This is a genomic window from Ruegeria sp. H7, assembly GCF_056532945.1.
Genome location: NZ_JBQFNZ010000007.1, coordinates 47,892 through 66,769 on the forward strand (window position 1 = coordinate 47,892; position 18,878 = coordinate 66,769).

General features: G+C 60.8%; 17 protein-coding genes. 8 read left to right on the plus strand and 9 right to left on the minus strand.

Going from position 1 to position 18,878, the window contains the following annotated elements; all coding sequences use genetic code 11:
- The first annotated feature begins 132 nt into the window (after window positions 1–132).
- Window positions 133–687, plus strand: a complete 555-nt coding sequence (locus tag ACR0AC_RS15180; RefSeq protein ID WP_170455512.1) for a L,D-transpeptidase — start codon at window positions 133–135, stop codon at window positions 685–687.
- Window positions 688–695: 8 nt separating this feature from the next.
- On the opposite strand, the gene ACR0AC_RS15185 is transcribed toward ACR0AC_RS15180, so the two are convergent.
- Both ACR0AC_RS15185 and ACR0AC_RS15190 read right to left on the minus strand, forming a co-directional pair.
- Window positions 696–1,310 (minus strand): SOS response-associated peptidase, encoded by a 615-nt coding sequence (locus ACR0AC_RS15185; protein ID WP_480874522.1) that lies wholly within the window; start codon window positions 1,308–1,310, stop codon window positions 696–698.
- 3 nt (window positions 1,311–1,313) lie between these two features.
- A complete protein-coding gene (locus ACR0AC_RS15190; protein ID WP_480874524.1) occupies window positions 1,314–1,994 on the minus strand; it encodes an arylesterase in 681 nt (226 codons plus the stop codon).
- Between the two features lie 12 nt (window positions 1,995–2,006).
- Between ACR0AC_RS15190 and ACR0AC_RS15195 the strand changes: the two genes are divergently transcribed.
- Together ACR0AC_RS15195 and ACR0AC_RS15200 are read left to right on the plus strand one after the other, a co-directional pair.
- The gene (locus ACR0AC_RS15195; RefSeq protein ID WP_170455518.1) at window positions 2,007–2,702 is read left to right on the plus strand and encodes an ATP-binding cassette domain-containing protein; all 696 of its coding nucleotides are present in this window, start codon (window positions 2,007–2,009) and stop codon (window positions 2,700–2,702) included.
- Window positions 2,699–5,227: an ABC transporter permease gene (locus tag ACR0AC_RS15200; RefSeq protein ID WP_480874528.1), complete on the plus strand. Its 2,529-nt coding sequence runs from the start codon at window positions 2,699–2,701 to the stop codon at window positions 5,225–5,227. Before ACR0AC_RS15195 ends, ACR0AC_RS15200 begins: the two co-directional genes overlap by 4 nt.
- A 2-nt stretch (window positions 5,228–5,229) precedes the next feature.
- Here the strand turns inward: ACR0AC_RS15200 and ACR0AC_RS15205 are convergent, their stop codons facing one another.
- Window positions 5,230–5,676 (minus strand): Rrf2 family transcriptional regulator, encoded by a 447-nt coding sequence (locus tag ACR0AC_RS15205; protein ID WP_170455522.1) that lies wholly within the window; start codon window positions 5,674–5,676, stop codon window positions 5,230–5,232.
- 93 nt (window positions 5,677–5,769) lie between these two features.
- Between ACR0AC_RS15205 and ACR0AC_RS15210 the strand changes: the two genes are divergently transcribed.
- The gene (locus ACR0AC_RS15210; protein WP_480874531.1) at window positions 5,770–6,381 is read left to right on the plus strand and encodes a gamma-glutamylcyclotransferase family protein; all 612 of its coding nucleotides are present in this window, start codon (window positions 5,770–5,772) and stop codon (window positions 6,379–6,381) included.
- A gap of 14 nt (window positions 6,382–6,395) precedes the next feature.
- Here ACR0AC_RS15210 and gltX read toward each other — a convergent pair whose 3' ends face one another.
- Window positions 6,396–7,721, minus strand: a complete 1,326-nt coding sequence (gene gltX, locus ACR0AC_RS15215; RefSeq protein ID WP_480874534.1) for a glutamate--tRNA ligase — start codon at window positions 7,719–7,721, stop codon at window positions 6,396–6,398.
- A gap of 216 nt (window positions 7,722–7,937) precedes the next feature.
- Here gltX and ACR0AC_RS15220 point away from each other — a divergent pair, with 216 nt between their 5' ends.
- Entirely contained in the window at window positions 7,938–8,870 is a 933-nt protein-coding gene (locus ACR0AC_RS15220; protein ID WP_480874536.1) for an MBL fold metallo-hydrolase, read from the plus strand.
- A gap of 4 nt (window positions 8,871–8,874) precedes the next feature.
- Here the strand turns inward: ACR0AC_RS15220 and ACR0AC_RS15225 are convergent, their stop codons facing one another.
- The 3 genes from ACR0AC_RS15225 to ACR0AC_RS15235 all read right to left on the minus strand — a co-directional run bounded on the left by ACR0AC_RS15225 (window position 8,875) and on the right by ACR0AC_RS15235 (window position 12,560).
- Window positions 8,875–10,206: an NAD(P)/FAD-dependent oxidoreductase gene (locus ACR0AC_RS15225; RefSeq protein ID WP_480874539.1), complete on the minus strand. Its 1,332-nt coding sequence runs from the start codon at window positions 10,204–10,206 to the stop codon at window positions 8,875–8,877.
- 152 nt (window positions 10,207–10,358) lie between these two features.
- The gene (locus tag ACR0AC_RS15230) at window positions 10,359–10,631 is read right to left on the minus strand and encodes a hypothetical protein (RefSeq protein ID WP_170455532.1); all 273 of its coding nucleotides are present in this window, start codon (window positions 10,629–10,631) and stop codon (window positions 10,359–10,361) included.
- Window positions 10,632–10,901: 270 nt separating this feature from the next.
- Window positions 10,902–12,560 (minus strand): NAD+ synthase, encoded by a 1,659-nt coding sequence (locus tag ACR0AC_RS15235; protein WP_480874542.1) that lies wholly within the window; start codon window positions 12,558–12,560, stop codon window positions 10,902–10,904.
- A gap of 153 nt (window positions 12,561–12,713) precedes the next feature.
- Here ACR0AC_RS15235 and ACR0AC_RS15240 point away from each other — a divergent pair, with 153 nt between their 5' ends.
- The gene (locus tag ACR0AC_RS15240; protein WP_480874544.1) at window positions 12,714–14,195 is read left to right on the plus strand and encodes an MORN repeat-containing protein; all 1,482 of its coding nucleotides are present in this window, start codon (window positions 12,714–12,716) and stop codon (window positions 14,193–14,195) included.
- Window positions 14,196–14,199: 4 nt separating this feature from the next.
- Here ACR0AC_RS15240 and ACR0AC_RS15245 read toward each other — a convergent pair whose 3' ends face one another.
- Complete coding sequence (locus ACR0AC_RS15245) at window positions 14,200–14,865, minus strand: SDR family NAD(P)-dependent oxidoreductase (protein WP_480874546.1); 666 nt, start codon at window positions 14,863–14,865, stop codon at window positions 14,200–14,202.
- A gap of 290 nt (window positions 14,866–15,155) precedes the next feature.
- On the opposite strand from ACR0AC_RS15245, the gene ACR0AC_RS15250 reads away from it, so the two are divergent.
- Window positions 15,156–16,724: a 2-isopropylmalate synthase gene (locus ACR0AC_RS15250; protein ID WP_170455540.1), complete on the plus strand. Its 1,569-nt coding sequence runs from the start codon at window positions 15,156–15,158 to the stop codon at window positions 16,722–16,724.
- A 160-nt stretch (window positions 16,725–16,884) separates the two neighbouring features.
- Here ACR0AC_RS15250 and ACR0AC_RS15255 read toward each other — a convergent pair whose 3' ends face one another.
- Entirely contained in the window at window positions 16,885–17,670 is a 786-nt protein-coding gene (locus ACR0AC_RS15255; protein WP_480874549.1) for a 23S rRNA (adenine(2030)-N(6))-methyltransferase RlmJ, read from the minus strand.
- A gap of 155 nt (window positions 17,671–17,825) precedes the next feature.
- On the opposite strand from ACR0AC_RS15255, the gene ACR0AC_RS15260 reads away from it, so the two are divergent.
- Window positions 17,826–18,872, plus strand: a complete 1,047-nt coding sequence (locus ACR0AC_RS15260) for a rod shape-determining protein (RefSeq protein ID WP_039523195.1) — start codon at window positions 17,826–17,828, stop codon at window positions 18,870–18,872.
- Window positions 18,873–18,878: the final 6 nt, after the last annotated feature.

Below are 18,878 nucleotides of genomic sequence, written 5' to 3' on the forward strand. Positions count from 1 at the left end.
CTTTTTTCGTGCGGCGCAGCGCGCGAGCGAAACACATCACGTTTTCGTTATATTTGCCCTAGAAATGACCAGATTTGCTATCATCCTGACAGTATAGTCATGATTGCATTGGTCATTTGAAGAGGCTCACCCATGTTCACACGCCGTGTGTTTCTTGCCGGAACGGCTGCCAGCCTGCTGCCGGGTATCGCCAGCGCCAAGAAGGCGGTCGAGTATGATCCGACACCGCAATTTGTGCGGATCAAGAAGCAATTCGTCCCCGGTCAGTTGCTGGTCGTGCCCCGATCCTTCTACCTCTATTACGTGACCGAACCGCGCAAGGCGATCCGTTACGGCTGCGGTGTGGGCAAGGCGGGACTGGAGTTCACGGGCACCGCAACCATCGACGTCAAGAAGGAATGGCCCACGTGGCGGCCCACCGATGAGATGATCGAACGTGATCCGGTGGCTTACGCCAAGTTCAAGGACAACGACTATGTGCAACCGGGCGGAGGGGACAATCCTCTGGGCGCTCGTGCACTCTATCTTTTCCAGAACGGGGTCGATACCTATTTCCGCATTCATGGGACGACGCAGCCGCAGACCATCGGGCGGGCGGCCTCGAACGGCTGCATCCGTATGCTGAACGAACATGTGGTCGATCTGTATAACCGGGTTCCGATTGGAACGGTTGTAACCGTGGTCTGACCGGCTGGTCAGGGCGCGGCCCAGTCAACATCTGTTGCTTCTTCGATATGCAACAGCCCGTCTGGCCACGGGCGCGTTAACTGTTTGGCCTGATCTTCCAAGCCGGTCAGCCATGAATCGATGCCTGCGCGATCCAGCAGCACACCCATCCGGTGGTGGATGGGTTTCACGTCGCCATTCGGCTCGCAGGTGACGGCTGCAAACTGATCGACCTGCAACCCGCCCGGGGCCTGCCATGTATCGGTAATCGCCGCGAAGAACAGTGGCGCACCGTCAGCCGACAAGATACGCCACGCTGTCTTGCGGCGTTTCTCTCCGGTCCATTCGTACCACCCATCCACCGGGATAACTGCGCGGCCAACGCCCTCAAACGCGGTCTTGTCGAAGACGGTCTCGGAGCGGGCGTTGATGATGGTCTCCATCACCGGGCGCCCTCGGGCATTGACCCGACCGACGGGGATCATGCCCCAGCGCATGGGTACCAGCCCGGATTGCGTCAGCACCAGCATCTCTTGACCAGGCTGGATGTTGCTGCGGGGCGGTTGTTCGGGGACATCCGCCGAAACACCAAGCAAATCGGCGATTTCGGCGATAGGTCGCGTCAGAAAGAACCGTCCCGGCATGAGCTACCCTTGTTCTGCGACCTCGTTGGCCAGTTGCAGCACTTTTGGCCCCAAAGCCTCGACAATAAGGGCGACGCCCTTGGCGTTGGGATGAATGCCATCGGGCTGCATGAACGCGCCAACAGCATTCAGATCGTCAACCGCCGTCAGCCCTTCAAAGAAGCTGTCTGCGTAAAGCGTCTGATACTGCTGCGCCAAATCGGGATAGATGCTGTCGAAGCTCTGCTTGTAGTCCGGGCCATAATTGCCGGGGGCTTGCATGCCCACCAGTAACACCTCAACCTCCCCCGCTTGCGCGGTGGTCAGGATCTTCTCGAGGTTTGATCGAGACACATCCGGGTCGATCCCGCGCAGCAGATCATTGCCGCCCAGCGCGACGATCATCCCATCCACCTCGGGCGTCAGGGTCCAGTCCACTCGCGCAGCACCACCGGCCGTGGTATCGCCCGAAACACCCGCATTGATCAACCGGACATCCGCGCCTTGCGCCTGCAGCCACCGTTCCAGTTGCGAAACAAACCCGTCCTCTTCAACCAGCCCATAGCCTTGCGTCAGCGAGTCCCCCAATGCGGCGATAATCACAGGTTCGGCTGTGGCCGCAAAACCGCAGCTTGCAAAAAGGCCTGCGATCAAAGTCTTGCGCAAAGTCGTATCCGCTCCATATCCCACAAGTGTTGCCTCCATTTGGAAAGACCTATGACTCAGCCTGTTCTTTCGCTCCAAAATGCCGCTTTGTCGCTGGATGGCAATGCCGGGCGTGTGGATATTCTGCATGGCATCACGCTGTCGGTAAAGCAGGGTGAGACCTTGGGGCTGGTTGGGCCATCCGGGTCGGGCAAGTCATCCCTTCTGATGCTGATGGGTGGGCTGGAACAGGCGACCGGAGGCTCCGTCACGGCCTTGGGGCAGGACCTGACCGGGATGGACGAGGATCATCTGGCGCGGTTCCGGCGCGATACGATGGGTGTGGTGTTTCAGAACTTCCACCTGATCCCGACCATGACTGCGCTGGAAAACGTAGCCACGCCACTGGAACTGGCCGGTCACAAGGATGCCTTTGCCCGGGCCGAGGCCGAGTTGGATTCGGTTGGCCTGTCGCATCGGCGCGACCACTATCCGGCGCAGTTGTCGGGCGGTGAGCAGCAACGCGTGGCACTGGCCCGGGCCTCGGCCCCGCGCCCGCAGATCCTGCTGGCGGATGAACCCACGGGAAATCTGGATGAGGCAAACGGGGCCGCCATTGTCGATTTGCTGTTTGGCTTGCGCGACAGACACGGCGCGACGCTGATCCTCGTGACCCATAGCCATACACTGGCCGACCGGTGCGACCGCGTTGTCCGCCTGCGCGACGGGCGCATTGCCGAGGATGCACGGAAAGAGGCTGCAGAATGAGCCTACGACTGGCCGGGCGGCTGGCGCGGCGGGAACTGCGCGGAGGCCTGCGCGGATTTCGTATCTTTCTGGCCTGTCTGGCCCTTGGGGTCGCGGCTATCGCCGCTGTGGGATCGGTCCGATACGCCATCCAGACCGGGCTGACACAGGAAGGCGCGGCACTGCTGGGCGGCGACGCCGAGTTGGAATTCACTTACCGTTTTGCCACCGCAGAAGAGCGTGCATGGATGGAAAACACCGCCGAGGCGGTCTCGGAGGTTGTGGATTTCCGATCACTGGCGGTTGCCCCGCTTGAAACGGGCACCGAGCGCGCGTTGACGCAGGTGAAGGCCGTTGATGCCGCCTATCCCTTGCTTGGTGAGGTCGGGCTGAACCCTGACATGCAGCTGTCTGATGCGTTGGAGGGGCACAACGATCTACCGGGCGCGGTGATGGAACAGGTCCTGATGGACCGGCTTGGCCTTTCGGTGGGCGATGTATTTGCGCTGGGAACGCAGGATTTCGTTCTGAGGGCCGCCCTGACCGCCGAGCCTGACGGGGCCGCAGACGGGTTTGGCCTTGGCCCCAGAACGCTGGTTCGCACCGCAGATCTTAGCGCGTCTGGCTTGTTGGAACCCGGCACTTTGTTTTCGACCAAATACCGGTTGGACCTTCCGGAAACAGCCAATCTTGAGGTAACCGCAACCGAGGCCGCCCAGACCTTTGAAGGCACCGGAATGCGCTGGACGGATGCCCGAAACGGAGCGCCCGGCATTGCCGAATTCGTCGGGCGGCTCAGCGCCTTTCTGGTTCTGGTGGGCCTGTCTGGCTTGGCCGTGGGCGGTATCGGCGTGTCCGCCGCCGTACGGGCGTACCTGTCGCAGAAAACGGAAACCATCGCCACACTACGCACATTGGGGGCGGATCGGGCGACCGTGTTTCAGACCTATATGATCCAGATCGGGCTGTTGTCCGGGATCGGCATCGTCATTGGATTGGCCCTGGGTGGATTGGCCCCTGTCCTGCTGGCCCCCATCATCGAAAGCCAATTGCCCGTCCCGGCGGTGTTTTCGATCTATCCCCAACCCCTGGCCGAGGCTGCCCTGTATGGCTTGCTGACAGCGTTTCTGTTCACCCTCTGGCCGCTGGCCCGAACCGAGAAGGTGCGCGCCGCCACCCTGTTCCGCGACGCCCTGACCTCGGCCCGGCAGATACCCCGGTTGATTTACGTTCTGGCAACCGGGCTGGGTCTGGCCATTCTGATCGCAGCGGCGGCGTGGTTCAGCGGCTCGGCGCGGCTGACGCTTTGGACCAGTGGCGGGTTGGTCGGGGCGCTGTTCCTTTTGTCACTGGCCGCTTTCGCAATTCGCTGGCTGGCCCGCAAGGGCGTTCCGTGGTCGCGCGGCCGCCCGCCACTGCGATGGGCGCTGGCCGCCATCTCGGACCCACGCGAAGGCGCGGAGTCTGTGGTTCTGTCCCTTGGTCTGGGCCTTTCTGTGCTTGCCGCCGTGGGCCAGATCGATGGTACATTGCGCAATGCCATCTCGGGCAATCTGCCGGACGTTGCGCCCTCGTATTTCTTTGTCGACATCCAGAAGGATCAAATGCCCGGTTTTACCGAGCGTCTGGAAACCGACCCCGCTGTCAGTCGCCTTGAAAGCGCCCCGATGCTGCGTGGGATCATCACCCGGATCAACGGCCAGCCCGCCCGCGAGGTTGCAGGCAGCCACTGGGTACTGGAGGGAGACCGGGGCATCACCTACTCTGCCCTCCCGCCCGAGAATGCGCGCATCACGGCGGGCGAATGGTGGGCTGAGGGCTATGCAGGTGACCCCCAGATCAGCTTTGCCGCCGAAGAGGCCGAGGAAATGGGCCTGAAACTTGGCGATACGCTGACCGTGAACATTCTGGGCCGCGACATCACCGCGACGATTACATCCTTTCGCGAGGTTGATTTTTCGACCGCCGGCATCGGCTTCATCATGTCGATGAACCCGTCGGCGCTGGCCGGTGCGCCACATAGTTTCATCGCCACCGTCTATGCCGAGGAGCAGGCCGAGGCCGCGATCCTGCGCGATCTGGCAGGTCAGTTTCCCAATATCACCGCCATCCGGGTGCGCGATGCCATAGACCGTGTCTCGGGCCTGCTGGTAGGGCTGGCCTCGGCGACATCCTACGGGGCCGGGGTGTCGCTGCTGACTGGGTTTCTGGTGCTGATCGGCGCAGCCGCTGCCGGTGAACCGGCCCGACGGTACGAGGCTGCAATCCTGAAAACAATCGGGGCCGACCGTCGCCGCATTCTGCTCAGCTTCACCCTGCGTGCGATGTTGCTGGGTGCCGCGGCAGGCTTCGTCGCCCTGCTGGTCGGTATCTTGGGCGGCTGGGCTGTGGCGACCTATATCTTCGACACCGGGTTCGCGGTGATCTGGCCCTCGGCACTGGGCATCGTGATCACAGGGGTCATCGTCACCCTTGTCGCGGGGCTGATCTTTGCGCTGCGCCCCTTATCCGTCCGACCCGCCCGCATTCTGCGCGCCAGCGACTGAGCTTAACGCATACAGGCGACCGGCTGCAGGATTTTCAGCAGCGGATCATTATCGCAGACCAGCGCATCCAGCGTGATGTCGTCGAGCGATGCGTAAAACACCTCGGCGGCGTCCTGCAAGGCCACCCGCAAGCGGCAGGCGTCGGTCAGCGGACAGGTATTGTCGGCATCCGCAAAACACTCGGCAATCGGCAGCGATCCTTCCACATGCCGGAATACGGCACCAATGCGGATCTGATCCGCCGGGCGTGCCAGAGACATGCCACCATTCCGGCCGCGCTGCGTGCTCAGATAGTCCAACTGACCCAGTTGATTGATCACCTGCGCCAGATGGTTTTCCGAGATGTTGCACACTTCGGCGATCTCGGATTTCGTCACCAGCCGCTCCGGGTGTGCCGCGCAATACATCAGCAGGCGCACAGCAATATTCGTTCGTTTGGTAATCCGCATATGGGCCTCCCTCACATAATGATGCAGCCTTATTGCATGTCCGGGAAAAAAGCGGTTTGACATACATCAATCGATCGAAAGGCGCGTTCGCAGATGGCAGACCCCTATTTCTTTGGCTATGGCAGCCTTGTGAACCTGGCCACCCATGATTTTCCCGACCCACGACCGGCAAAACTGAAGGGCTGGCGGCGGGCCTGGAAACACACCGAACTGCGCCCGGTCGCCTTTCTGACGGCGGTCCCGGACCCCGAGTCCGAGATCGAAGGCATGATCGCGCATGTTCCCAAGAACGACTGGGTCGCGCTAGATGAAAGAGAATGGGCCTATGACCGGATACCCGTGACGCAATCGGTCACACATCCGCTGACCCATGACGTTGAAATCGCGGTCTATGCCGTCCCGCAAGCCCGGCATAATGCACCGACCAATCACCATCCTTTACTGCTCAGCTACATTGACGTTGTCGTGCAAGGGTACCTGCGTATTTTCGGACCAGACGGGGTGGACCGGTTCTTTGCCACAACCGATGGCTGGGACGCACCTGTGTTGAATGACCGGGCCGAACCGAGGTATCCGCGCCACCAACAACTCAAACCGGACGAGATCGCCTTTGTGGATGACCGCCTGCAGCGCGCGTCGGTGAAGATCATCCAACCACAACAACAAAAAGAGGCAGACGAACTGCCTGCCTCTTTCAAGTTCTAAATTTTCAGGGGCATTCAGCCCCGCGCGCGGATCACCTGCAGCAAGGGCAGCAGCGCCGCCATTTCCGGCCCGCGCTCCATCCCCGTCAGCGCCTTGCGCAGCGGCATGAACAGGCCCTTGCCTTTGCGGCCCGTCGCCTCTTTTACCGCTTTGGTCCATACACCCCAGGTTTCACCATCAAACGGGCCTTCGGGCAGCAGCGCCATGGCGTCCAAGATGAACGCCCGGTCTTCATCCGCGATCAGAGGCTCGGCGCCATCCCGGCACAGTTCCCACCAGCCTTTCAGATCGGACAGCGTGGTGATATTTTCACGCGCCATGGCCCAGAACGGCTCGGCCAGTTCGGCAGGAACGCCTGCATCGGTCACAGCATCAGCAACTTCCGCCAGCGGCAGCGATTGCAAGTGTTTCGCAGTCAGCGGGAACAGGTCCTGCACGTCAAACTTGGTCGGCGCAGCCCCAAAGCGGTTCACATCAAACCCATCGATCAACTCGGCCATGTCCGAGCGCAGTTCGACCGGATCAGACGACCCCAGCCGTGCCATCAGGCTCAGCAGCGCCATCGGCTGCACGCCCTGATCGCGCAGATCGCGCAACGCCAGCGTGCCCAGACGTTTCGACAGCGCCTCACCCTGCGGGCCGGTCAGCAGCGAATGATGCGCGAAGCGGGGGCAAGTGCCGCCCAGCGCCTCGATGATCTGAATTTGCGTCGCGGTGTTGGTCACATGGTCCGAACCCCGTACCACGTCCGTCACACCCATCTCGGTATCATCCACCACCGACGCAATCGTATAAAGAACCTGACCATCGCCACGGATCAGCACCGGGTCCGAAACGGACGCCGCATCGATGGAAATGTCACCCAGAATGCCATCGGTCCATTCGATCCGCTCATGATCCAGCTTGAACCGCCAGACGCCATTGCCACGCTCGGCCCGCAGCGCCTCTTTTTCAGCATCCGACAGATTCAGCGCAGCGCGGTCATAGACCGGCGGCTTGCCCATGTTCAGTTGCTTCTTGCGCTTCAGATCCAGCTCGGTCGGCGTCTCGAACGCCTCATAAAACCGGCCCATCTCGCGCAGCTTGTCGGCGGCTCCGGCGTAGCGGTCCAGACGGTCCGACTGACGCTCGACCTTGTCCCAGTGCAGGCCCAGCCATTCCAGATCCTGCTTGATCGCGTCGACATATTCTTCTTTCGACCGCTCGGGGTCTGTGTCGTCGATACGCAGGATGAACGTACCGCCTGCCTTGCGGGCGATCAGATAGTTCATCAGGGCGGTGCGCAGGTTGCCCACATGGATGTAACCGGTGGGCGACGGGGCGAAACGGGTGGTTGTCATGGGTGTCTCCTGTTGGCGCGGCTCTTGTCACAAAGGCGCGATTTTGTCCAGCAGGGGTTTCGGATCGTTCGCACCATACCCAGCTTCAAGATCGCGGGACGAAAACCATGGAACACGTAATGTTCATCCAATTGCGTGCCAAACCGGGCTATACACTGGCGCACGACCCGCAACGAACTAACTTATTATCTGGCGTTCTGACAGGGAGACGAAGACATGGCCATCAACTTAACACGCAGAGCGGCCCTGGGCGCCGCCGCAGCCCTTCCATTTGCATCCGCAACAACCCCGCTATTGGCAGCCGGGGCCGAGACCAAGGCGAACTCGACCATCGCAAGATCGTTCCAGTTGGGCGACTTCACTGTCACAACGCTACTGGACGGCAGTCTGCCGCGCGATGGCGCGCAAGAGATCTTTGGCGGCGGTGCATCCGACGAAGACTTTGCACGCGTCTCGGCGGAAAACTTCATTTCGCCCGACGTTGCGCAGTTCTTCTTTACGCCGACGCTGGTGAACACCGGGGCCGAGCTGGTTCTGTTCGACACCGGGCTTGGTCAGGGCGGCATTCAGGCAGCCCTTGCAGATGCCGGGGTGACACCGGATCAGATCGACGTCGTTGTCATCACCCATATGCATCCCGACCACATTGGCGGCATGACCACCAATGACGCAGAGACATTCCCCAATGCGCGCTATGTCACCGCCGCGCAAGAATATGATTTCTGGTCCGCTCAGGAGGCTGGCAATCGGGTCGGTGATCTGGTCGCGGCAAAAGTCACACCTTTGGCCGAGAAAATGACGTTCATCGAAGATGGCGGCGACGTTGTCTCTGGTGTGACGGCAATGGCGACGTTCGGCCATACGCCCGGCCATATGGTTTACCATCTGGAAAGCAATGGCCAGCGGCTGATCCTGACGGCAGACCTTGCCAATCACTATGTCTGGTCCTTCGCGCACCCCGAATGGGAGGTTCGTTTTGACATGGACAAGGCTGCAGCCACTGAATCCCGCCGCAAAATCCTGGGCCTGCTGGCCGCCGACAAGGTGCCAATGATCGGCTACCACATGCCGTTCCCGGCTGCCGGGTATGTCGAGACCCGCGGCGAAGGCTTCCGCTTTGTCCCGGTCAGCTATCAGATGATGGGCTGACGCCTCAATACCCAGGGTCCGGCCGCACCTTTGAACCATCCGTGAAACGCGACAGGCGGAAGGCGGCCGGATCCACACAGGGCGTCGACTGCATCACCAGATCGGCCATCAGGCGACCTGCACCGGGCCCGATGCCGAAGCCATGGCCCGAAAACCCGGTGGCGATGAACATGCCGGGGATACCCTCGACGCCCGAGATCACCGGGATCGCGTCGGGGGTCACATCGATAAGCCCGGCCCAGCTTTGCACCACTTCAGCCTGCTGTAGCGCCGGGAAGGCCTTGATCGCGTTGGCCCAGGATGTGCGCAGGGCCTTCGGCGATGGCTCGGGGTCCAGAACGCGGCAATGTTCGAACGGGGTCACATCGGTAGGCACCCACGACCGGTCCTGCGCCGCCTCGGCCTTCCAACGACCAGAGAGCCGAAAGCGCAGGGATTTCCATTCCTGAAAAAACGCAGGCAGGAATTGCCACGCAAGGCGAAAGCTGTCGGGCACGATGTCATAAGTGTTTTGATGGGCCGAGGCGATGGAATACCCGCCGTCTGCGCGTTTTCGGATTGCAAAGTCATTGGACCACAGCGCTGTGTCCGGCCCATCCTCGACAGGTGAGCTGCGCAGAACGGTGTTCAGCACTTTCAGCTGCGGCAGATTGATGCCTGCATTGCCCGCAAACAAGCGCGACCACGCACCGCCTGCCAGGACCACCCGGTCACAGGCCACGCGCCCGCGTTCGGTGAACACGCCGGCAACGCGTCCGCCCTGCACGTCAAGGCTGCGCACGGCGCAATTGGTCATGGTCGCCGCACCCCGGTCGCGGGCCCCTTCGGCAATTGCAGGTGCCGCAAGCTGCGGTTCGGCGCGCCCGTCCTGCGGCATGTGCAGCGCGCAATCGAGTGTACCGGTATAGCCGGGCAATATTTTTGCCAGTTCAGACGCAGGCACAATCCGCGCCCCGGTTTGCAATCCGTCCAAATGGCGCAGCCAGCGTTCCAGATTGCTGGCCTGCCGCGCCCCGGATGCGCCGAACAGAATGCCCGATTGCACATATCCGGTTTGCCGTCCAAGACGATTGTCCAGGTTTTGCCAGATCCGGGTGGCTTCCTGCATCAACGGAATTTCGCGCGGGTCACGCATCCCCAAACGCACCCAACCCCAATTGCGCGAGCTTTGTTCCCCCGCGATCTGCCCCTTTTCACACAACAGGACGGACACGCCCCGCTCGGCCAGTTCCAGCGCGGTTGAAACGCCAATGATACCGCCACCAATCACGACGGTGTCTACGGATTTTGGCAGGGAAAGATCGGATTCAAATGGGGTCGGTTTGGGACCGGGCATCTACCGCTCATACTCAATTTATCAGAGTACAAGGATGCTGAACTTGCTGGTCCTGACAACAGGTTTTCAGCACAGCCCTATCAAATGTCCGGACGTGTGGCAGCCGCGCCAAAGCATACGCCCGGCGGGTCACTTCAGGTTCTGACTCAGAGTTAGGCGGCGCCGGACAGTTCAGCCCATTTCTGACGCAGTGACGCCGACAATCCGGCCTCTTTTGCGTCGGCTTGCGCCGAAACCTCTTTTTGCGATTTCAGATCGGGAAATTCCAGCCGCTGCGATGGTTCGGCCTTGTCTTCCGCTGCTTGTTCGCCAAGCAGGTCAGCAATGGCCGCGTCCAGCTTTTCTTCATCCAGTTCCTGCGCCGGAGATTCCATCGTTCTGTACTGCCACGGCGCGTGCAGAGACTTATCGTATTCCTCGTACATGTTAACACCACACTATTAACTCAGACATCCAACCCCGGATGCGCCGCACGAGACAAAAATCACTTGTCGAAAAACTGCGAACTCAACAGCAATGCGTCACATCCGCCCCACATTGGGCAACTTCCAAGCATAAATGTGGCAGAAAAATGTCAGCCGAACAAGGTTAAGAACCCCTTTGGGGCCATCATTTCAGCCTCAATGACCCCAAAATGGAAACAATATAAGATCATGATGCAGAACTGTTTTTAGAAACAAGGCCGCGCATCGGCCTCAGCCCCGATCCCGCCAGCGATTCACAATGGGATAGCGTCTGTCCAGCCAGAACGCACGGCTGGTCAGACGGGTGCCTGGCGCTGACTGGAACCGCTTGTATTCGCTGATATAGACCAGATGTTCGACCTTGCGGGCGTCCTGTTCGTCATATCCGGCCGCGACGCAATCGGCAATCGAGCCGTCCTGATCCACCAGAATGTTCAGAATACCGTCCAGCACCGGATAATCCGGCAGGCTGTCGCTGTCTTTCTGATCTTCGCGCAGCTCCGCGCTTGGAGGTTTGTCGATGACCGAGGGGCGAATGACTTCACCCTCCGGGCCCATCATCCACGCACGGTGATTGGCATTGCGCCAGCGGCAGGTCTCGAACACGCGGGTCTTGTAGAGGTCCTTGATTGGGTTGTAGCCGCCATTCATGTCCCCATAGATCGTGGCATAGCCCACCGCGACCTCGGATTTGTTGCCCGTGGTCAGCAACATCTCGCCAAATTTGTTCGAGATCGCCATCAGCAGCACACCGCGCAGGCGGGACTGGATGTTCTCTTCGGTCAGGTCCGCGTCGCGCCCTTCAAACAGGGGGGCCAGCGTATCCGTTACCGCAGCCCGGCTGTCCGAGATCGGAACAAAGTCGTAGTGCACGCCCAGCGCTTTGGCGACCGCCTCGGCATCGTCCAGTGAGGCCTGGCTGGTGTATTCCGACGGCAGCATCACGCAGCGCACATTCTCTGCCCCGATGGCATCCACGGCTATGGCCGCGACCAGAGCGGAATCTACACCGCCCGACAGACCCAGCAACGCCTTTTTGAAACCGGTCTTCCCCATATAATCGCGTAAGGATTCCACCATGGCGCGGTAATCCTGTTCCCACGCATCGGGTTGAGGCACAATCTCGGCGGGGATAATCCGCCAGCCGTCATCGCCCCGCTCAAGGTCCACATGGGTGACGGTTTCGTCAAAAACCGGCATGCGAAAGGCAAGCTCTCCGCCCGGGTTCAGGCCGAATGTGGCACCGTCGAACACCTGATCGTCCTGCCCACCCACCATATTCAGGTAAATCAGCGGCAGGCCGGTCTCGACCACCCGCGCGACCATATGGTTCAGGCGCACATCGTATTTGTCCCGGAAATAAGGCGAGCCATTGGGGATCAGCAGAAACTCGGCCCCGGTTTCTTCCAGCGTTTCGGCAACATCCGGGTGCCAGCTATCCTCGCAGATCGGGCTGCCGATGCGCGAGTTCCCGACCGAATACGGCCCGCCCAGAGGACCGGAATCATACAGGCGCACCTCGTCAAAAACCGTCTCGTTCGGCAGGTGATGTTTCAAAACCTTGCTGGTGATCCGCCCGCCCTTGAGGATCAGATAGGCGTTGAACAGGCTGTCGTTCTCGGCCCAAGGTCCACCAATCGCCACAGCCGGACCATCCGCGCATTGCGCGGCCAGATCCTGCACCGCTGCCATCGCGGCACGGTGGAAGACCGGCTTCAGGATCAGGTCCTGCGTGTTGTACCCGGTGATGAACATCTCGGGAAACGCCACAAGATCGGCCCCGACCTCGCGGGCTTGCTCCCACACGGCCAAGGCTTTGGCTGCGTTGCCCTCGATATCGCCCACGGTGGGGTTAAGCTGTGCCAGAGTGATGCGGAAACGGTCGGCCATGCTGCCCTCTTGCCCTCGTTGGTGCTAATGCATTTAGCAGATCGTTGCGCGAGTGAAAGACCAATGCCGCAAAAGCCGTTGCTCTGACCTGTGCGGTCCCTTATTTTTGCGCCAACCAAAGCGAAAACGATCACCGGGCAGGCAGGACGATACATGAAGCTGATCCGCAACTCTCTCACAGTCGGGATTCTGTCCCTGACGATGACAGCCGCATTTGCCCAGGACGGGACGGTGATCACCAAGGATGACGAGGTCGGCGGCGTCTATGAGGGCACGTTCGAAAACGGGCTGCGCCATGGCACCGGAACCTACCGCCTACCCAACGGGTTTGAATATACCGGCGAATGGGTCGAAGGCGTCATTCAGGGCCAGGGCACGGCGCGTTTTGCCGACGGGTCGGTCTATGTCGGGCAATTCGCCGAAGGCAAGCCCGAGGGTCAGGGCAAGATCAGCTATGCCGATGGCGGTTCCTACGAAGGCGAATGGCAAGGTGGCGGCATCAACGGCACCGGTGTCGCGGAATACGCCAGCGGCGTGCGTTACGAGGGTGAATTTAAGGACTCGCGCCACCATGGCACGGGCACGCGCACGGACCCCAGCGGCTATGTCTACGACGGCGATTGGGCTGATGGCCAAATGCAGGGCAAGGCCAGGATCACCTACCCGGACGGGTCGGTTTACGACGGCGACGTGCAGCAGGGCCAACGCCATGGGCAGGGTCTTTGGATCCAGTCGGACGGTCTGGAATATGACGGCCAGTGGGTCGAGAACCTGATGACCGGCACCGGGCGAATGACGCTGGCCAATGGCGATGTCTACGAAGGCGAAGTTGCGAAAGGCCGCCGTCAAGGCAAGGGCAAAGAAACCTACGCCAATGGCAGCGTCTACGAGGGCGATTATGAAGACGACCGCCGCCATGGCAAGGGCACCTTCGTTGGCACCGATGGCTACCGCTATTCCGGGGAATGGTCGCAAGGCCAGATCGAAGGCTTTGGCGAGATCACCTATCCGGACGGCTCGGCCTATATCGGTGAGCTGAGCGCAGATCTGCCGCACGGCAAGGGCCAAAGCACATATGCCGACGGAACCGTCTATGACGGCGACTGGATTGCCGGGGTTTTTGAGGGGCGCGGCACGGCGACCTACCCCAATGGCACGGTCTATTCAGGCCAGTTCCGCAACGCCCTGAGCCACGGCACCGGCACGGTCACCTTTGCCAATGGCTATCGCTATGAAGGCGAATGGATCGACGGTGCGCGGCAAGGCAAAGGGAAATCAACCTTTGCCGACGGCACGGTGTACGAGGGCGATTTCATCGATGGCGCTCGCCATGGAAAGGGAACGATCACGGCGCCCAGCGGCTTTACCTACACCGGCGACTGGTTTGACGGCAAAATCACCGGTGTAGGCGTGGCAACCTATGCCTCGGGCGACGTGTATGAGGGCGGCTTTTTCGAAAACAAACGTCAGGGACAGGGCACTATGCGCTATGCCAACGGGCAAGAGCAATCGGGCCTCTGGGAAAACGACGCCCTGTCGTCAGAAGATGCGGCACCCACCGAGGGCACACCAGACGCAGAGCCGGATGCGCCAAGCGCCAGGGAACCGGAAACCGAGGCCCCCGCAGATAACTGACCTGCTACCAGGGCACCCGCTTCCCGGCCCAGTCGAAGAACCCACCCGTGTTGTCTTGGGTCAGCGCCCCCGTCACACGCAGCAGGTTTTCAGCAGCCTCCTCTGGCGCGACAGCGGGGTGTCGGCCTAGGTATTTCCGCGTGAACTCGGTTTTGACCGTTCCGGGGTGCAAGGCGACGCAAATCGCCTGTTTGTGCGTCCGGGCCAACTCGATAGACGCCGTGTGAACCACCTGATTAACCGCAGCCTTGGCCGCGCGATAACTGACCCACCCGCCCATTCGATTGTCGCCAATCGATCCGACCCGCGCTGACAAAACCGCAATCACGGATCGCCTGTCGCGCGGCAGCAACCGATGCGCCCGGCCAAGGATCAGCGCAGGGCCGACCGTATTCAGAGCATACTGATCCATCATGGCCCGCGCCGTCACAGCGCGCATGGTTTTCTCGGGCTGCGCGCCATTGATCTCCAATGCGCCTGACGCGACCAGGACCAGATCGAACGGCCCCTGCAGGTCATCCAGACGCGCCAACGCCACCTCGGGCCGGGTCAGATCGAACCCGTCGTGCGACCGGGACAGGCCGGTCACCGCCACGCGCTGTGCCACAAGCCGGTCGCAGATTGCGCCGCCGATCCCCCCGGATGCACCAATGATCAAAGCTGTCTTCATACCGCCCCACCTAGCGGCAGCACAGATGGGTTCAACACGCAAAGCAAAAGAAACCGGGGCAAATCCGCAAAGCCTGAAAATTGGTTCTTTTCATTCCCCTTCTGCTCTGTATAAGTTTCGCCCATGATCAACCGCGCAGATATCCCTTTTGCCGACACCGCCTTTGGCGGTACGTCGCTGCGTGGCCTACTGATCCTAATCCGCCTCTGAGCGTGCCATCCGGCGCGCCCGCTCAGAGGAGGACGCCCGCGCGCCATAGGCTTTAGGACAGAAGAAGAAAGAGAAATCCCATGACCAACGTGACCGACCAAGACCGCGTCTTGATCTTCGATACCACTTTGCGCGACGGCGAGCAGAGCCCCGGCGCCACCATGACCCATGAAGAAAAGCTGGAGATCGCCGAACTGCTGGACGAGATGGGCGTCGATATCATCGAGGCGGGTTTTCCCATCGCCTCGGAAGGCGACTTCAAAGCCGTCACCGAAATTTCCCAGCGCGCCAAGAACAGCCGCATTTGCGGTCTGGCCCGCGCCAATTTCAACGATATCGACCGGTGCTGGGAGGCGATCAAACACGCCGAGAAAAGCCGCATTCACACATTTATCGGCACCTCTCCGCTGCACCGCGCCATTCCGAACCTGACCCAGGACGAGATGGCCGAGAAAATCCACGACACCGTCACCCATGCCCGCAATCTGTGCGAAAACGTGCAATGGTCGCCGATGGATGCAACGCGGACCGAATGGGACTACCTGTGCCGTGTGATCGAGATTGCGATCAAGGCGGGTGCGACCACGATCAACATCCCCGACACGGTGGGCTACACGGCACCGCTGGAATCGGCTGATTTGATCAAGCGACTGATCGCAACCGTGCCCGGCGCGGATGAGGTCGTGTTTGCGACCCACTGCCACAACGATCTGGGCATGGCGACTGCGAACTCGCTGGCGGCCGTCATCGGCGGCGCGCGTCAGATCGAATGCACCATCAACGGTCTGGGTGAGCGTGCGGGCAACACTGCGCTGGAAGAGGTCGTGATGGCCATGCGCACGCGCAACGATATCATGCCCTACCACACCGGTATCGATACCACCAAGATCATGCATATCTCACGCCGGGTCGCCACCGTGTCGGGCTTTAACGTGCAGTTCAACAAGGCCATCGTCGGCAAGAACGCCTTCGCTCATGAAAGCGGCATCCATCAGGATGGTATGCTGAAGAACCGTGACAATTTCGAGATCATGCGCCCCGAAGATGTTGGTCTGACGGGGACATCCCTGCCGCTGGGCAAACATTCGGGCCGCGCCGCCTTGCGCGACAAACTTGAGACACTGGGTTTTGAGGTCGGCGACAACCAGCTGCGCGATATCTTTGTCCGCTTCAAGGACCTGGCCGACCGCAAGAAAGAGGTCTTTGACGACGACCTGATCGCCCTGATGACACTGGACGAGGCGGATGACTACCTGCAACTGGTGTCGATGAAGGTCACCTGCGGCACTGGCGGACAGGCCGAGTCGACCGTCGAGCTGGAGATGGACGGCAAGGACATCATCGCGACCGAACATGGCGACGGACCCGTCGATGCCACCTTCAAGGCGATCCGTGCGATTTACCCCAACAAAGCGCATTTGCAGCTCTATCAGGTGCACGCGGTGACCGAAGGCACGGACGCGCAAGCCACCGTCTCGGTGCGTCTGGAAGAAGACGGCATGATCGCCACCGGCCAATCTGCAAACACAGATACCGTCGTAGCCTCGGCCAAGGCGTATATCCACGCGCTGAACCGTCTGATCATGCGTCGTGAGAAAGCAGGCCCCGGAGCGGACACGCGCGAGATCAGTTACAAGGACCTGACCTAAACAGACCAAAGGCTCCCGCACCCGCGGCGGCCCGGCTTCGCCGACCCTTCTTGGGTTTTGGGCCCGGCAGCGGGCCTGGGGCGCGCTGCCGGGCCAACTCGGTTGACGGCATCTTTGATGCTGGCAAGCGAGGCGGGAGACCCCTTTGCCGCACCAGCTTTCAAAGGGTTTTGAACAGGTCCGTCAGTCTCTGCGCTTCGTCGCTCAGGCCAAACGGCGCGTTGATCACGAACATGCCGGATCCGATCATGCGATGATCCTTTCGCGCCGCCGGAAAGGTCACCTCGTGCTGCATCGCTTTGGTTAAGTTCTGCCGAACCAATGCATCGACCATCTGTTGTTGGCGGTTATCCCGCAAGATCGGATACCAAAGCGCGATGACCCCGACATTCCATTTGCGATGCAGCTTAGCGATGATACCCGGCAGGCGATCATACTCTGATTTCACCTCATAACTCGGATCGATCAGCAGCATCCCCCGGCGCGGCGTGGGCGGCAGCAGGGACTGCGCCAGATTATACCCGTCCTGCTTGTAGACCCTAACGCTGCCCCCCGGCACAGCCTGCGACAGCGCAGCATGTTCCTGCGGATGCAGTTCGGCAAAATGCAAACTGTCCTGTGGTCTGAGCAAACTTGTCGCAATCAGGGGTGATCCCGGATAACACGCCGACCCAAATCTGGACCGCGTCGCCTCGATAGCCTGCGTCAGCGGATGCGATGCCTCGAACCATTCGCCCCGCTGCACCCGCTCAATCCCCGCCGCCGCTTCACCCGTCTTGCGCGCCTCGTCTGAATCCAGCCGGTACACCCCGCGCCCGGAGTGGGTTTCCACATAGGTCAGCGGCTTGTCCTTGCCGGTCAGATAGGACAGCGTCCAGGCCAGCAATGCGTGCTTTTGCACATCCGCCAGATTCCCGGCGTGGTAAATATGTTGATATGAGAGCATGTTGCCTTCTAAAGTCCCTGCAAATGAGGCGAAAAGGTGCTGATTGTCGCGGAATCAGCCCTTTTACCGGGCGAGTTGGCACCCTATAAGTCATCCGTCCCGGAACCGTCGAGTCGCGGGCAGTAGAAAAACCGACATACAGGATCAGGGGAAACATGGGGATCTTTGGCAATCTGGGCGGCCTGTTCACAGCGGACATGGCTATCGACCTTGGGACAGCAAACACGCTGGTTTATGTCAAAGGTCGCGGTGTGATCCTGTCTGAACCTTCGGTTGTGGCCTATCACGTCAAGGACGGCGTAAAAAAGGTTCTGGCCGTCGGAGAAGACGCCAAGCTGATGCTGGGCCGGACCCCCGGTTCCATCGAGGCGATCCGCCCGATGCGCGAGGGCGTGATTGCAGATTTCGACACCGCCGAAGAGATGATCAAGCATTTCATCCGCAAGGTGCACAAACGCTCGACCTTCTCAAAACCCAAGATCATCGTCTGCGTCCCTCATGGCGCGACACCCGTTGAAAAGCGCGCGATCCGTCAGTCGGTTCTGTCCGCAGGCGCCCGCCGCGCCGGTTTGATTGCGGAACCGATTGCGGCAGCCATTGGCGCAGGGATGCCGATCACTGATCCGACCGGCAACATGGTCGTCGATATCGGCGGCGGCACCACCGAGGTTGCGGTTCTGTCGCTGGGCGACATCGTCTATGCCCGCTCAGTCCGCGTTGGCGGCGACCGAATGGACGAGGCCATTATCTCGTACCTGCGGCGTCAGCAGAACCTGCTGGTCGGTGAATCCACCGCTGAACGGATCAAGACCACCATCGGCACCGCCCGGATGCCCGACGATGGCCGGGGCCAGTCGATGCATATCCGCGGCCGCGACCTGCTGAACGGCGTGCCCAAGGAAATCGAGATCAGCCAGGCCCAGGTGGCCGAGGCTCTGTCGGAACCGGTCCAGCAGATCTGCGAGGCGGTGATGACCGCGCTGGAAACCACGCCGCCCGATCTGGCGGCGGATATTGTGGACCGGGGCGTGATGCTGACCGGCGGCGGCGCGCTGCTAGGCGATCTGGATCTGGCCCTGCGCGAACAGACCGGTCTGGCCGTGTCGATTGCCGATGAAAGCCTGAATTGTGTGGCTTTGGGCACCGGCAAGGCGCTAGAATACGAAAAACAGCTGCGCCACGCGATTGACTACGAAAGCTAAGGCGCG